This is a genomic window from Halomonas sp. CH40 (assembly GCA_041875495.1).
Lineage (GTDB): Bacteria > Pseudomonadota > Gammaproteobacteria > Pseudomonadales > Halomonadaceae > Vreelandella.
In genome coordinates, this window is record CP112982.1 from 1,423,240 (window position 1) to 1,438,301 (window position 15,062).

11 protein-coding genes are annotated in these 15,062 nt (G+C 55.1%); 8 read left to right on the forward strand and 3 right to left on the reverse strand.

Annotated elements, in window-relative coordinates; all coding sequences use genetic code 11:
- Window positions 1–68 precede the first annotated feature (68 nt).
- Both OR573_06510 and lipB read left to right on the forward strand, forming a co-directional pair.
- The gene (locus OR573_06510; protein ID XGA81283.1) at window positions 69–386 is read left to right on the forward strand and encodes a DUF493 domain-containing protein; all 318 of its coding nucleotides are present in this window, start codon (window positions 69–71) and stop codon (window positions 384–386) included.
- Complete coding sequence (gene lipB / locus OR573_06515; protein XGA81284.1) at window positions 386–1,036, forward strand: lipoyl(octanoyl) transferase LipB; 651 nt, start codon at window positions 386–388, stop codon at window positions 1,034–1,036. Before OR573_06510 ends, lipB begins: the two co-directional genes overlap by 1 nt.
- Before the next feature lie 8 nt (window positions 1,037–1,044).
- Here the strand turns inward: lipB and lipA are convergent, their stop codons facing one another.
- Complete coding sequence (gene lipA / locus OR573_06520; protein XGA81285.1) at window positions 1,045–2,106, reverse strand: lipoyl synthase; 1,062 nt, start codon at window positions 2,104–2,106, stop codon at window positions 1,045–1,047.
- Window positions 2,107–2,488: 382 nt separating this feature from the next.
- On the opposite strand from lipA, the gene OR573_06525 reads away from it, so the two are divergent.
- The 6 genes from OR573_06525 (at window position 2,489) to OR573_06550 (ending at window position 10,076) form a co-directional block, all read left to right on the forward strand.
- Complete coding sequence (locus OR573_06525; protein XGA81286.1) at window positions 2,489–4,972, forward strand: DUF3141 domain-containing protein; 2,484 nt, start codon at window positions 2,489–2,491, stop codon at window positions 4,970–4,972.
- 277 nt (window positions 4,973–5,249) lie between these two features.
- Window positions 5,250–7,877, forward strand: coding sequence for a type I DNA topoisomerase (gene topA, locus OR573_06530; protein ID XGA81287.1), 2,628 nt, complete (start codon window positions 5,250–5,252; stop codon window positions 7,875–7,877).
- Window positions 7,874–8,335 carry a hypothetical protein gene (locus tag OR573_06535; GenBank protein ID XGA81288.1) on the forward strand — a complete coding sequence of 154 codons (462 nt, stop codon included), beginning with the start codon at window positions 7,874–7,876 and terminating at the stop codon, window positions 8,333–8,335. The genes topA and OR573_06535 overlap by 4 nt, the downstream gene beginning before the upstream one ends.
- Before the next feature lie 142 nt (window positions 8,336–8,477).
- Window positions 8,478–8,945: a 2-hydroxyacyl-CoA dehydratase gene (locus tag OR573_06540; GenBank protein XGA81681.1), complete on the forward strand. Its 468-nt coding sequence runs from the start codon at window positions 8,478–8,480 to the stop codon at window positions 8,943–8,945.
- A 38-nt stretch (window positions 8,946–8,983) separates the two neighbouring features.
- Window positions 8,984–9,604 carry a L,D-transpeptidase gene (locus tag OR573_06545; protein XGA81289.1) on the forward strand — a complete coding sequence of 207 codons (621 nt, stop codon included), beginning with the start codon at window positions 8,984–8,986 and terminating at the stop codon, window positions 9,602–9,604.
- A 208-nt stretch (window positions 9,605–9,812) separates the two neighbouring features.
- On the forward strand, window positions 9,813–10,076 hold the full coding sequence (locus tag OR573_06550; GenBank protein ID XGA81290.1) for an Lpp/OprI family alanine-zipper lipoprotein: 264 nt from the start codon (window positions 9,813–9,815) through the stop codon (window positions 10,074–10,076).
- A 196-nt stretch (window positions 10,077–10,272) separates the two neighbouring features.
- Here the strand turns inward: OR573_06550 and OR573_06555 are convergent, their stop codons facing one another.
- Together OR573_06555 and mfd are read right to left on the reverse strand one after the other, a co-directional pair.
- The gene (locus OR573_06555; protein ID XGA81291.1) at window positions 10,273–11,397 is read right to left on the reverse strand and encodes a L,D-transpeptidase family protein; all 1,125 of its coding nucleotides are present in this window, start codon (window positions 11,395–11,397) and stop codon (window positions 10,273–10,275) included.
- A gap of 120 nt (window positions 11,398–11,517) precedes the next feature.
- Window positions 11,518–14,967 carry a transcription-repair coupling factor gene (mfd, locus tag OR573_06560; protein XGA81292.1) on the reverse strand — a complete coding sequence of 1,150 codons (3,450 nt, stop codon included), beginning with the start codon at window positions 14,965–14,967 and terminating at the stop codon, window positions 11,518–11,520.
- Between the last annotated feature and the right edge of the window lie 95 nt (window positions 14,968–15,062).

A 15,062-nucleotide genomic window follows, 5' to 3' on the forward strand; every position in this document is an offset into this window, starting at 1 on the left:
CCCTCTGGTAAGCTGAACGGCCTGGAAACTCCAGGTCGTTTTTGTTGATAAACCGTTTGGATGTTGCGATGAAATCAAGTGGTAAAAAAACGTTTCGGGATATGCGTCAGCCGGTGACTAATGACCCTTCGGCAGCCAAAATTACCTTCCCCTGTGATTATCCTATCAAGGTGGTTGGTGATGCGGCCGACGACTTTGCAGAAGCCGTATGTAAGGTGGTAGAAACCCACTCGCCAGCATTTGATGCCAGTACGGTGGTCGTGGTGGATAGCCGCAATGGCCGTTTTCAATCCGTCCGGCTGACGATTCAGGCCACCAGCGAGGAGCAGATCAAGCGGCTATTTGTCGACCTTAAGGCCACTGGCCGCGTGCATATGGTGCTGTGATGGATAAACAGTCCATTGAGTTACACCTGTTGGGGATGCGTCCCTATCTGCCCGTCTGGGAGGCCATGCGTTCACTGACGGATACCCGTGACGCTGGAACGCCCGATCAGTTCTGGTTGGTGGAACATGAGCCTGTTTTCACCCAAGGGCGCGCCGGTAAACCTGAGCACCTTTTGATGCCAGGCGATATTCCTGTGGTGCATACCGACCGTGGTGGGCAGGTGACCTACCATGGCCCCGGGCAGGTCGTGCTGTATCCGCTTTTGGATGTACGTCGGGCGGAAGTTGGGGTGAGAGACCTGGTAAGCGCGCTTGAAAACGCGGTGATTGATGTCCTGGAAAACTATGGAGTAAGAGCCAGAGCCAAGCCGGATGCGCCAGGCGTCTATGTCACTACTGCGATGGGCGAGGCCAAAATCGCATCATTGGGCCTGCGCATTCGGCGGGGGGGCAGCTTTCACGGCGTAGCGCTCAATGTGGATGCTGACCTGTCACCGTTTGAGCGCATTAACCCTTGCGGCTATGCTGGCATGCAGATGACTAATCTGGCTGATCTGGTTGAACGCCAGGTTAGCTGTGACTCTGTGGGCAGAGAGCTTGCAGAAGCCTTGGCAGCACGGCTTCAGCGTCGGTTAACGCCAAAGCCGTAAAAACCCAGCTAGCCGACGTTGAAAGCCGGAATAAGATTGCTGTCTTCTTCTGCCTGGCCAGGCACTTTGGCAGGCGTTGCCAGGCCAAGGTTGTTTTTCTCGAATACCCGGTCAGCGCGATAGCTGGAGCGTACCAGAGGTCCGGAAGGCACTTCCATAAAGCCCTTTTCGAGCCCAAGTTGACGCAGCTCTTCAAACTCTTCCGGTGTTACGTAGCGTTCAACCGGTAAGTGATTCTTGGTGGGGCGCAAGTACTGGCCGAGCGTCACGATATCCACACCAATCTCGCGCAGGTCGTCAAAGGTCTTGAGGATTTCTTCCTTGGTTTCGCCCAGCCCCAGCATCAAGCTGGTCTTGGTGATGATATCAGGACGATAGCGCTTGGCATGGGCCAGAACGTCCAGCGTCTTGCGATAGCCAGCACGAGGGTCGCGAACCCTTCGCGTCAGCCGCTCAACGGTCTCGACGTTCTGGGCAAACACCTGCAAGCCTGAATCAACCACCCGCTCAATGGCTTTGGGTTCAGCGTCAAAATCCGGTGTCAAGGCTTCCACGACCACCTCAGGCGTATGGCGCTTGATGGCTTGTATGCAGGCCGCGTAATGGGAGGCGCCGCCATCGTCAAGATCATCCCGATCCACCGAGGTAAGCACCACATAACGTAGCCCCATCAGTTCAACCGACTTAGCCGTATTCTCAGGCTCATCATGATCCAGCCAGCCTTTGGGGTTACCCGTATCGACTGCACAGAAGCGGCATGCCCGTGTGCAAACAGAGCCCATCAGCATGATGGTTGCCGTGCCATTGCTCCAGCATTCACCCATGTTGGGGCAGTGGGACTCAGCGCATACGGTGCTTAACCCATGCGACTTGACGTTTTTCTTGACGGCTTCAAAACGTCCGCCGCCGGGCATTTTGGCGCGCAGCCAGGCAGGTTTACGCTCAGGTAAGGTAGACGGTGTTTCCGGTACTTGCTTGCTTTGTTTGATGCCGTCCTTGATGACGGCCATGCCATGTTCATTACGGAATTTTTCGCCGCTGGAAATACGCTGCGAGGGGTGATTGCTCATAATAAAGCGCCTCTGCTATGGCGAGAGCGGTCAGTATCTGGCCTCGTTAACCGCTCGGGAATATGGGTCAATGTCGACAGAAGTCTATGGGGCTCAATGTAACATATTTGGCAGAAAGCGGGGTATCGTTACGTCAGTGTAAGGTAGCGCTATAAAGGATGATGAATAACAGCGGCGAATATTGTCATGATCAAATCCTGTTTCTGTGTCTGATGCTTTGGTTTTCCGGTTGGTGCAGCGTTAAAAGTGAACAATCACAACATTGGCAGCGATAAAGTAGCATTCTTCATCGACGTTGAGGGCTGTGTGAATTACACTATATTGCGTTGCAGCATAAAACGATTTAGGGCCATGGCACTCATGCTGGCCCAAGGGAGAATCCATGAACTTTCTCGCCAACCCTTTTATGCCATCAGCGCCGACTGGCAATGATGGCGCCATCGCCGACTTTCCGTTAAATGCCGGAACCCAAGCGATGATGACCCTGTGTGACCCCTTTGGTTTTGGCCGCGCTGCGCTTGACTACTGGCGCGACGGCCTGGAACGCAGCATTCTCTACTGCGATGTGATGCGCCAACGGGGTAATCAATACCTTGAGCACATGGAGCAAACCAAGCCCAATGTGCTTGGCTTTAAAACCGAAGTGGTCATGGATGGCCGCGAGCTTGAGCATCCTACCAACTACGAATTATTGCGCGTTCTGCCGCCGGAAGGCGTAGAGATTGACGAGCTCAAGCGCCCCTTTGTGGTCGTCGACCCCCGCGCCGGGCACGGCCCGGGCATTGGCGGTTTCAAGCCTGACAGCGAGCTGGGTGTTGCCATGCGCGCTGGGCACCCTTGCTACTTTATCGGCTTTCTGCCTTTCCCGGAGCCAGGGCAGACGGTTGAAGACGTTGTAGAAGCGGAAATCGCCTTTCTGCGCCACGTAAGCTCTCTGCATCCGGATACCTGTGAAAAGCCGATGGTGGTGGGTAACTGCCAGGCGGGCTGGCAGATCATGATGGCGGCAGCGCTGGAACCTGACGTGTTTGGCCCCATCCTGATTGCGGGTGCACCGCTTTCCTACTGGGCAGGTGAACGTGGCAAGGCGCCGATGCGCTATACCGGCGGGATTACCGGCGGCAGCTGGGTGACTGCCTTGACCAGTGATATTGGTAACGGTCTGTTTGACGGTGCCTGGCTGGTGCAAAACTTCGAGCGCCTGAACCCGGCCAATACCTATTGGAAAAAGCAGTATCACCTGTTTGATAATATCGATAACGAAGCCGAACGTTATCTGGAATTTGAACGCTGGTGGGGCGGCCACGTGGTGCTGGGTGGCGAAGAAATCCAGTACATCGTGGATAACCTGTTTGTCGGTAACCGTCTGTCGACCGCTCAGCTGGTGACCCGTGATGGGCGTCGCGTTGACTTACGCAATGTCCGCTCGCCGGTCGTGGTGTTCTGTTCGCGCGGTGACGATATTACGCCGCCGCCCCAGGCGCTTGGCTGGATTCGTGATCTTTACGAAGGCGAAGAGGACATCATTGCCAACGACCAGACCATTGTCTATTGCCTGCATGACACCACGGGCCATCTGGGCATCTTTGTCTCCGGTAGTGTTTCCCGCAAGGAGCATTCCGAGTTCACGGCTAACATGGATTATATCGATGTGATGCCGCCTGGGCTCTATGAAACCAAGATTACCCGTGCTTCCGAACGATCAGACGCTGAGCTGATCGAGCGTGAGTATCTGCTCGAATTCGAGACGCGCAACTTTGATGAGCTTGATCAGGAAGTCAAGCCTATCGCCGAAGATGATCGTCGTTTCGCGACCGTTGCGCGCGTATCAGAAATTAATCTGGGTATTTACCGTTTAGCGGTTCAGCCCTGGATTCAAGCGCTTAATACGCCTGAAATGGCGCGCTGGATCCGGCGCATGCACCCGATCCGCCTGGGCTACCGGTTAATGTCGGATCGTAACCCTCTGACCGTTCCCTTGCCGGTCATGGCAGATGCGGTGCGCGCTAACCGTCATCAGGTAGGCCACGATAATCTGTTTAAATCCATGGAAGGTATTGTGTCCGAGCAGATCGTGTCCAATCTGAACGCCGTGCGTGATCTGCGTGATAGCTCGCTAGAGCGCATCTTCCTGGATGTTTATGGCCAGCCTCTTCTGCAGGCCGCCGTTGGTCTCTATGGCGATGCCCATGTCCATCGTCGTCGTCCAGGCGCAGAGCCTGAGCATCGTCGCTTTATCCAGCAGCGCCGTGAAGAGCTGCGCGAGCGGATTGCGCATGGTGGTGACCACGAAGCGGTAATGCGTGCGGTTATTTACGTGCTCGGCGGTTCGCCAGCCACGGATGAGCGTAACTTCAAGCGTCTGCGGGCGTCACGCGCTGAGCTTGAGCCGGGCAGCTCGCTGGATGAGTTCAAGAAACTGGTACGTGAGCAGTTCTTTATTCTCAAGCTTGATCGTGAAGAAGCCCTTGCTACCCTGCCGCAGCTACTGGCTGGTCAGAGTAATGCCCAGATTGATGCGCATATTGATCATCTCGATCATGTACTGGCCGCCAGCGGTGATCTGTCGGAACACTCATCAGAACGTTTTGAGCAGGTCAAGGCATTGTTTGATCAGGCGCGCCCTGAAACACTGGCTGAAGTGCCAGTCGAGTCAGCGCCGGTTGAGCCAGCGCCAGTTAAGCCAGCCCCTGAGGCTGAAGTAAAAGCAGAGCAAGCGTCCGCCAAGGCGGAAAACGCTGAAACGGCTGCCAAGCCAGCTGCTACGCCTGAGCCAAAAGAGCCGGAAGCGCCTGTAAAAACGCAAGCAAAAAAGGCCCCCGCTGCCAATAAAACCACTACCCGTGGTCAATCGCGCAAGCGCTGATTGAGCGGTTAACTCAACGCCCCGGCAAAATGGCTGGGGCGTTTTTGTATATATCAAATTTTTCGAAGGTTGCCGTTTTGCGCCTGGCAGTCTAGTGTCTAGCTGAAGTTGTCAGGCAAGTGTACGCTGGTTTAACGTTGTTCTAGGCTGGCGCTTCTGCATGGCCTGGGGTAGGGTAAGCGCTTTTTTTCAGGCGTGCAGTGGTCATCAGCTTGTGCACGTTTTTGCATTCATTTGCCGCCTCACATCAGCCGGCACGTTATTTAAGTGGAGCACTATGGGCAAGTCACTGGTCATCGTCGAGTCGCCTGCCAAGGCGAAGACGATCAATAAGTATCTCGGCAACGATTTCATCGTGAAGTCGAGCGTGGGTCATATTCGTGACCTGCCGACCAGCGGCTCGGGCAAGACGGCCTCCGATCCAAAGGAGCGTGCCCGTCAGGCGGCGCTAACGCGCAAAATGTCGCCGGAAGAAAAGGCCGTTTACAAACAGCGTAAAGCGCACGATCAGCTGATCCGACGCATGGGTATAGACCCTGATAATGGCTGGCAGGCCCATTATGAAATTCTGCCCGGCAAGGAAAAAGTGGTTGCCGAGCTGAAAAAACTGGCAGAGAAAGCCGATGCGGTTTATCTGGCTACGGATTTGGACCGTGAAGGAGAGGCGATAGCCTGGCACCTGCGTGAAACCATTGGTGGCGATAACGAGCGCTACAAACGTGTGGTGTTTAACGAGATTACCAAGAATGCCATCCAGGATGCGTTCAAGGCCCCTGGTGCGCTTAATATTCCCAGGGTAGAGGCGCAGCAAGCCCGGCGCTTTCTTGATCGTGTAGTGGGTTTTATGCTGTCGCCACTGCTGTGGGCCAAGATTGCGCGCGGCTTATCGGCGGGGCGGGTGCAGTCGGTGGCCGTTCGCCTGATTGTTGAGCGCGAGCGTGAGATTCGCGCCTTTGTGCCGGAGGAGTTCTGGGACGTGCACGCGGATCTGGTTTCGCCAGAAGGTGAGCTGATACGCTTTGAGCTGGCACGTTACAACGGCAAAGCCTTTCGGCCTGCCAGCGAAGCGGAAACCATGGAGCAGATTGCCGCCTTGCGCCACGCACAGTTGGCAATCACCTCGCGGGAAGACAAACCGACCCGTTCAAAGCCGAATGCCCCCTTTATTACCTCAACGTTGCAACAAGCGGCCAGCAGCCGTCTGGGATTCTCGGTCAAGAAGACCATGACCATGGCTCAGCGTCTCTATGAGGCGGGCTATATCACTTATATGCGTACCGATTCGACCAATCTTTCCAAGGATGCTGTGGAAAGTGCCCGTACCTATATTGGTGATGCCTTCGGCGCACAATATCTTCCAGAAGAGCCTATTCGCTACTCCAGCAAGGAAAGTGCTCAGGAAGCCCACGAGGCTATCCGTCCTTCCAGCGTAGAGCGTAAAGCGACAGAGCTTGCCAGCATGGAAAGAGACGCCGAGCGCCTGTATGAACTGATCTGGCGGCAATTTTTAGCCTGCCAGATGACACCTGCCGAATACCTTTCCACCACCCTGAACGTGCAGGTTGACGGCTATGAACTACGCGCCAAAGGACGGGTACTCAAGTTCGATGGTTATACTCGGGTGATGAAGCCGGGTGGCAAAAATGAAGATCAGCAGCTGCCAGATCTGGCGGAAGGCACCCCGATGCAGCTGGAAAAGCTCGACCCGCAGCAGCACTTCACCAAACCAACGGCGCGGTATTCGGAAGCGGCGCTGGTGAAAGAACTCGAAAAACAGGGCATTGGCCGGCCGTCCACCTATGCGTCGATTATTTCAACGATTCAGGATCGTGGTTATGTAAAGCTTGAAAATCGGCGTTTCTATGCTGAGAAACTTGGCGATATTGTCACCGAGCGGTTGAAAGAATCTTTCCCTGATCTGATGGATTTTTCATTCACCGCACGCATGGAAGACAGCCTGGATGAAGTAGCCGAAGGTGAGCGCAACTGGCGGGCCTTGCTGGATGCCTTCTATCACGAATTTCGCGATGAACTGGCAAAAGCCGAAAGTGAAGATGGCATGCGCCCCAATCAGCCAGTGCCGACGGATATCGACTGCCCAAGCTGTGGGCGTAAGATGCAGATTCGTACTGCGTCGACCGGGGTTTTCCTGGGCTGCAGTGGTTATAACCTACCGCCGAAGGAACGCTGTAAGACCACCATTGACCTGATTCCCGGTGAAGAAGCGGTGGCCGCCGATGCCGGGGAGGAAGCCGAAGTTGATGCGCTGCGCGCCAAGCGTCGCTGCCCCAAGTGCGGCACGGCCATGGATAATTACCTGATTGATGAAACCCGCAAGCTGCATATCTGTGGTAACAGCCCTGATTGCGATGGCTACGAAGTGGAAGCGGGCAAGTTCAAGATCAAGGGTTATGACGGGCCGGTTATCGAATGTGATAAGTGCGGCAGTGAAATGCAGCTCAAGTCAGGTCGCTTTGGCAAATATTTTGGCTGTACCAACAGCGAATGTAAAAATACCCGTAAGTTGCTAAAAAGTGGTGAGGTGGCGCCACCGAAAATGGATCCGATTGCGATGCCGGAACTGGCTTGCCAGAAAGTCGAGGATCATTATGTGCTGCGCGATGGTGCCAGCGGCCTGTTCCTGGCGGCCAGCAAGTTTCCGAAAAACCGTGAAACCCGCCCGCCTCTGGTCAAGGAGTTGAAAGCCCACGCGGATGAGCTGCCTGAGAAATATCACTTTATTCTCAAGGCGCCGACCGAAGACCCGGATGGACGCTCTGCCCAGATTCGCTTCTCGCGCAAGAACAAGGAGCAATATGTGATGACCGATGAAGACGGTAAGGCCACAGGGTGGAAAGCAACCTTTGCTAACGGTCAATGGCAGGTTGAGGACAAGCGTAAATGACCCCGAAATCGCGTACCAATCAGCTCTTCTATCATGCCCAGCTAATGGCAGATACACCTGCAGGCGATGATGAGCATGCGACGGCACGTAAGATGGCTATGGAGGAGAGCGCCCTGGCGCTTCTTGAGCTGGCACTTGAATCGATGCTCAAGGAGCTGACTGAGCATGCCCGCCTGGACACTCACCGCTGGCAGTTACTGCTGGCAGCCGATGGCCCTGATGTGGCTGAGCTGCAACGGCTTAGAGACGTTGCCGCTGACGCCGATTCATGGCTGGGCTGGCTGATCTTTCAGCTTGAACGCTTGCATAGCGACCAGGGGGCTGCCCGCCGACCGGTCGCCAACCCCGGCATGATAGCACTCGGTAGTGAAACCGAGTTCGCCGATCAGCTGTTGCAGTGCATTCAGTCGGCCAAAACTGAAGTGGCACAGCTGCGCGAAACCAGCCAGGAATGGTAGCTGTAAAGGGCATGTGCTCAAGCGTGATGGCTATCCGCTAATTATCCACTAAAAAAGCATGCCGTCAGCGAGCAAACCTTGTTAATTTGCTATTTGAGCAAAATACATAAACCATTGATCATGAGTAAACGAGGAGACAATGATGCGCTATCACCGGGTAAAGGATCTGGTTGTCTGGGCAGCTGACTTCCATCAACGTATGGCTCAACAGTTTGAAGAGGCGGCACGCAAGTCCGAGTCAGAGCGCGCCAGTATGGTGTTGGATTATCTTGCCGGGCGTGAAAAACGTATGGGTAAAGGTCTTGAAAGCGTGTTTGACGATGGCTCTGATCATACCGATGTACTGGAAACCTGGTTTGATGACCCTGCTGATTTTCCGCAGCCCCCTGTGCTTGTCCAGATGGCTGAGCAGGCCGTAGCCCATGATGATATTGATGCAGCCATGAAAACGGCCTTGAGCGCAAACGACACTCTGAAAGCAATGTACGAGTACCGTGCAGAAAAAGCGGTGATTGAGCCAGAACAGGCGTTCTTTGTTTCTTTGGCCGAAGGCCATGAAAGTGAAGCGCGCCAGATTGTCACTCACCTTGAGGAATTTTCTGACCTTTAAGCATGCAAGCGTTAAAGTCAGTGTTTTGAGACATCATAATGCCCGTCAATCGTCGTCAGTTTCTTGCTTATGCGCTGTGTTTGCCCGCATCCGTTTCCATGGCATATGTACCCGCTGGAGAGGAGCCGGATCTGATTGAGACGCTCATTTCCCGCGCCCATGTGCCGCGTTTTACCGATGAAGTCTGGGTGTTGATTGATGATCAGGAAGCCACTCTGAGCGTTTATCGGGGAAACAGACGGCTCGAGCATTATGCGCCGGTATCGCTGGGACGCTCTGGGGCAAAAACCCAACGTCTCAGAGGAAGTAATGTAACCCCTAAGGGGGAGTTTCGTATCAACCGGTTTAATTACGAAAGCCAGTGGCATATCTTTGTGGGTATTGATTATCCGACACCGGCGCATGCGCGAATGGCCTTAAAGACGGGCGTTTACTCTCAGCAGGACTACGATGACTATTTCGATTACTACCGTCGCTATGGCTCTCCGCCACAGGACACCGTGCTAGGCGGTGCCATAGGCGTTCATGGCCTGGGTGGGGCAGACCCTGAAATTCACCAGCAATTTCACTGGACGCAAGGTTGTGTTGCATTAACAAACGCCCAGATTGAACGTTTTAGCCAATTGATCGGGATTGGCACCCGGGTTGTAATCCGCTAGGCTGAATCTGTTAAGATAAAATCTAGTTTTTAAAAACGCGGCTATAGACAAATGTTGTGGACTATAATACAACAGCTTCTGTCGATTTTGCCAAAAGGCATAAGTCGCTGAAATGAACCTGCATCGCAGGTAGATAACGTCCAATAGCAGTTGCTGCAGCGTTATCTTGCCTTTAACGTAGTACCAAGGAAGACTCAAGGAGAACTATATGACTCTGAAGACTACTCTCAAGCTGTCCGTCGCTGCTGCTTCTCTGGCCGTTCTGGCAGGTTGTGCTTCTACCAGCGCCCTGGAAGAAGTTCGCATGACGGCTGAATCTGCCCAGGCAGACGCTGCAGAAGCACGCAGCATGGCTTCTCAGGCAATGAACACTGCTAACCAGGCGCAGCGTGACGCGCGTGCGGCCATGCAGATGTCTGAGCAGAACCGTGAAGAAATGAACCGCATGTTCCAGCGTTCCATGCAGAAGTAAGACAGGTTGATAACCCACCTGAAAGCTGGCTTTCAGGTGGGTTTAACCAACTGCTAGCATCACTTGGTTGTAATGAAACATCGTTGAGTGTTTCAGGTCTGTAAAGGTGTTTCTAGATAACAGGCTCTTATCAGCCAGCGTGAACAAAAAACCCTGCCTCGGCAGGGTTTTTTGTCTTCAGACATCAGGTTTGTCTTCAGGCATCAGGTGAGTGTTCGGAAGTATCACCGAGTTCGATCTCATCAATCAGGTTGTTATCCCATTTCTTAGGTTCCGGTGCGGCAGGCATTTGCGGGCCATGTACGGCGATCATCTGCCCGTTGGGCTGCTCTATCACTTTCTTGACCTGAGCATAATCGACACTGATGTCATCGGGGGCTTTTTCCGCGACACGCTCAAGCGCATTCAGCAAGGGCTCGAAGTTACCCATGTTTTCTTCAAGCTGTGGGAAGGATTGCACGAAGAGGGTGCCACCCTTAGCCCAGCCAGCTTTGAACGGGATATCGACCAGGTTTACCTTGGTGCCGCTTGGCAAGCGCTCATATAGCGACTTGATATCTTCCGGATACATGCGAATGCAGCCGCGGCTGACCCGCATGCCCACACCGTCAGGACGGTTGGTGCCATGTATCAGGTAGCTGGGCATGTCCAATAGAATGGCATGTTCTCCCAGCGGGTTCTGTGGCCCCGGTGGGACGATTTTGGGCGGTGGGTCGCCGCGTTCAGCGGCTTCCCGGCGCATGGAAGCAGGCGGTGCCCAGGCAGGATTTTCGACCTTGATGGTGGTCCGAGTGACGCCCACCGGGGTTGCAAACTCATCACGGCCTACACTGACAGGGTAGGTTTCGACAATCTCCGGGTTATCGGCCGGGTAATAATAGAGGCGCAGCTCCGACAGGTTGATCACAACGCCTTCGCGAGGTACAGGCGGAAGAATGTATCGGGCGGGGATGACCACTTCGGTGCCTTCTCCAGGAACCCAGAGGCTGACATCCGGGTTCGCCATGCGAATCTCTTCATAACCGATATTATGGCGACGTGCGATATCGATCAGCGTCTCGGCGTGATCATCGACCGTGATGGTGTAGTGCTGGCCAATGAGGTCGCCTTCTTCAGGCATGACGAACTGGCCGCGAGGCAGCTCATTGGGGCGAGCGCTATCCGGCGTTGCGGCCTGGTTTGAGATGGCGGGCGATGACGTTGCCTCCTTGGCCGTTTGAGCAAGACTTGGAGCGGCGGCCAGTGCAGTGGCCACCAGCATCACTGCAGGCAGGCTATCGTGAAACAGCCTGGCCAACCTAAGGAGCGGGTGAGTGGTCATGCATTTTCCCTCTATGTTTTAGATTGCGTCTGTGCGATCGGTACTGATGCGTTCAGGGGTGAATGGCCAATACATTGCAGGCCAATCGACGTTGTGTTTCAGGACAGTTTGCCCCAGACGTCAAGCGGCGGCTACTTTTTGATTCAGTTGATCAAGCAGTGCCTCCAGCTGTTTAAAGCGGGCGTCGACGGATTCCATCGGCAGTTCAAAGCGCAAGGTGTCTGAGCCTTCAAGACGAAACTGCTGGGGTGAGCGCTGGATCAGGTTGACCAGCGTCATGGGGTCAACCGGTGTCTCGCTTTCGAAGGTGATTTTGCCGCGTGTTTCGCCGGCTTCCAGCCGCTTGATACCCAGTTGATCCGCCCGCTGGCGCAATTGGGTCTGGCGGATCAGGTTTTTCAAGGGGGCAGGGAGTAACCCGAAACGGTCTATCAATTCGACCTGCAATTCCTTGAGCTGTTCGCGGTTCTGGGTATTGGCGATGCGTTTATACATCACCAGCCGCTGCTGGACATCGTGGATATAGTCGGCGGGTATCAGAGCCGGAAGGTTCAGGCTGATTTCCACGCCGGTATTGAACGGGGCGTTAATGTTGGGTGTCTTGCCTGAACGGATGGCCTTGACAGCGCGGTCGAGCATTTCCATATACAGCGTGTAGCCAATCGTTTCCATCTGCCCGCTCTGCTCGTCACCCAGCAGCTCGCCAGCGCCGCGAATTTCCATATCGTGGCTGGCGAGAGTAAAGCCTGCGCCGAGGTCATCGGAAGCGCTGATCGCTTCCAGGCGTTTTATAGCGTCCCGGGTCATGGCCTTGGGAGGTGGTGTCATCAGGTAGGCGTAAGCCTGGTGGTGGCTGCGGCCTACCCGGCCTCGCAGCTGGTGCAGCTGGGCAAGCCCGAACTTGTCCGCGCGCTCAATGATAATGGTGTTGGCATTAGGCACATCAATGCCGGTTTCAATAATGGTCGAGCAGACCAGTACATTGAAGCGGCGGTGGTAAAAGTCCGACATGACGCGTTCAAGGCTGCGTTCGGGAAGCTGACCGTGAGCCACAGCAACCCGGGCGTCAGGCACCAGCTCGCGAATCTTTTCTGCGGCGTTTTCAATCGTCTTGACTTCGTTATGCAGAAAGTAGACTTGTCCCCCGCGGAGGATTTCGCGAAGCAGAGCTTCTTTTATCGTGCCATCTTCATGGCGCTGAACGAAGGTCTTGACGGATAAGCGCCGGGCGGGAGGAGTGGCAATGATCGAGAGGTCACGAATGCCGCTCATGGCCATATTCAGGGTGCGTGGAATAGGTGTGGCGGTCAGAGTCAGAATATCGACCTCGGCGCGCAGGGTTTTGAGCTTTTCTTTCTGGGCTACGCCAAAACGGTGCTCTTCATCGATAATCAGCAAGCCCATCCTGGGCAACTCCACGCTCTTGGAGAGCAGTTTGTGGGTACCAATCACGATATCGGTCTGCCCGTTGCGGATACGCTCCAGGGTGTCGTTCATGGTCTTGCCCTGGGTGAAGCGGGATACCAGGCTGATGTTCACCGCCGTATCGGCAAAACGGTCGCGAAAGTTTTCGTAGTGCTGGCGAGCCAGCAGAGTAGTGGGCACCAGCACCACTACCTGGCGATTGGACTGGGCCGCCAGGAAGGCGGCGCGCATGGCGACTTCTGTCTTGCCAAACCCTACGTCCCCGCAGACGACTCTATCCATGGGCTGGGGGGAGGTCATGTCGTTGGTCACTGCTTCAATGGCGGCCTGCTGGTCCGGCGTTTCCTCAAAGGGGAAACTGGCCGCAAAACGTTGATATTCATCGTCCGGCGCGGCATAAACCACGCCTTCCTGAGCTTCACGGCGCGCGTAGATATCCAGCAGCTCGGCGGCGGTGTCGCGGATTTTTTCAGCGGCTTTCTTGCGCGCTTTTTCCCACTGATCGGAGCCGAGCTTATGCAGCGGCGCCAATTCATCCGCGCTGCCGCTGTAGCGTGAAATCAGGTGCAGGCTGTCTACTGGTACATAAAGCTTGGCGCCATTGGCATACTCCAGGGCAAGAAATTCACTGGCCTGGCCGCCTGCTTCAAGGGTTTCAAGCCCCAGGTAGCGCCCAACCCCATGGGCCTGATGGACGACTGGCGCGCCTTCTTTCAGTTCGGAAAGATGGCGGACAGCAAACTCATTGTCGTCGGTTACTTTTTCACGTCGGCGGCTCTGGCGTACCACCTCACCAAACAGCTCTGATTCGGTGATGACGGCCAGGTCAGGGCTTTCAAGCCACAAACCCTGCGCCACCAGGCCCTCGCTAATCGCATAAGGCAACTGGCTGTCAAGAAAGTCAGCAAAGCGGCTGACATAAGGCAGCTTGAGTGCCAGCGGGGCGAGAAGGTCTTCAAGCGCTTCCCGGCGGCCACGGGATTCAACAACAAAGAGGACGCGTGTGTGAGTATGCGTGGTCAGGAAGTGCTCAAGCGCTGCCAGCGGCGTCTTGCTGCGGGCATTGATGGTGACCTCCGGCAGGGTACGGGCTTGCGGTACCTGAGCATGCCGATTGTCTTGATCCCTGGTTAACTCAACCCGTGGGCGCTGGTTGATAGCGCTAAAAATATCGTTACTGGCAATAAAGGCGCGATGGGGCGGCAGCAAGGGGCGTGTCGGGTCGACGCCGAGATTAGCGTAACGCGCTTCGATAGACGCCCAGTGCTGCTCAGCAGCTTCGCGAATACCTGGCAGCAGGGCAACCTGAGTGGCGTCGCTCAGGTGTTCAAACAGGGACGCCGTCTGTTCAAAAAATAGCGGCAGGTATTGTTCAAGCCCTGGTGAGGGAATGGCTTTTAGAGCGTCGTTATACAAAGGGCATTGACGCGGATCAACGTCGAAAAGCGTTTCAAAGTTTTCACGAAAGCAGGCAATGGCACTACGGCTGAGCGAATACTCGTGGGCAGGCAGAAGCTCAATATCGTTGATCTTTTCAGTCGTGCGCTGGGAGCCCGGATCAAACAGACGCAGGGTTTCGATCTCGTCGTCAAACAGGTCAATACGGATGGGCGCATCGACGCCCATGGGGTAGAGGTCAATCAAGGCGCCACGCAGGGCGTACTCGCCTGGCTCATAGACGGTTTCCACGGCGCGGTAACCTGCTCGGGAAAGCGCTTCACGGAAAGCTTCGCGATCCAGTCTATCACCTGCCTTGAGCGACATCACACGCCCGGCGATATATTCCACCGGTGGCAGGCGCTGCATCAAGGTGTTGATGGGTACCAGCACGATGCCGTGAAGGCCGTCCTGCAGCTGGCGCAAGGTGCGCAGGCGTGCGGAGACAATATCTTGGTGGGGAGAAAAACTGTCATAAGGCAGCGTTTCCCAATCAGGAAAGGGCAGCACCGGTGTTTCGGTGTAAAAACTCAGCGCCTGTTCCAGGGTTTGCGCATCCGCCGTGCTGGGGGTAATCACCAGCAAGGGCGCCTTGCGCGCTAGGCGGGCCAGCCCCAGTGCGACCGCGCTGCCTGGTGGGTTTTCCCAGTAAAGCGTTTCACGCGCCCCTTTAGGCGCAGGCGGTTCCAGCAAAGAGAAAGTCGGCATAATAGAAATATCGGCTGCACAAAAAATGAAAACCCCGATGATACACGACCATGGCGACTGGCGGCTTGAGCTGACGCGTTTTTGTAGTCAAAAAC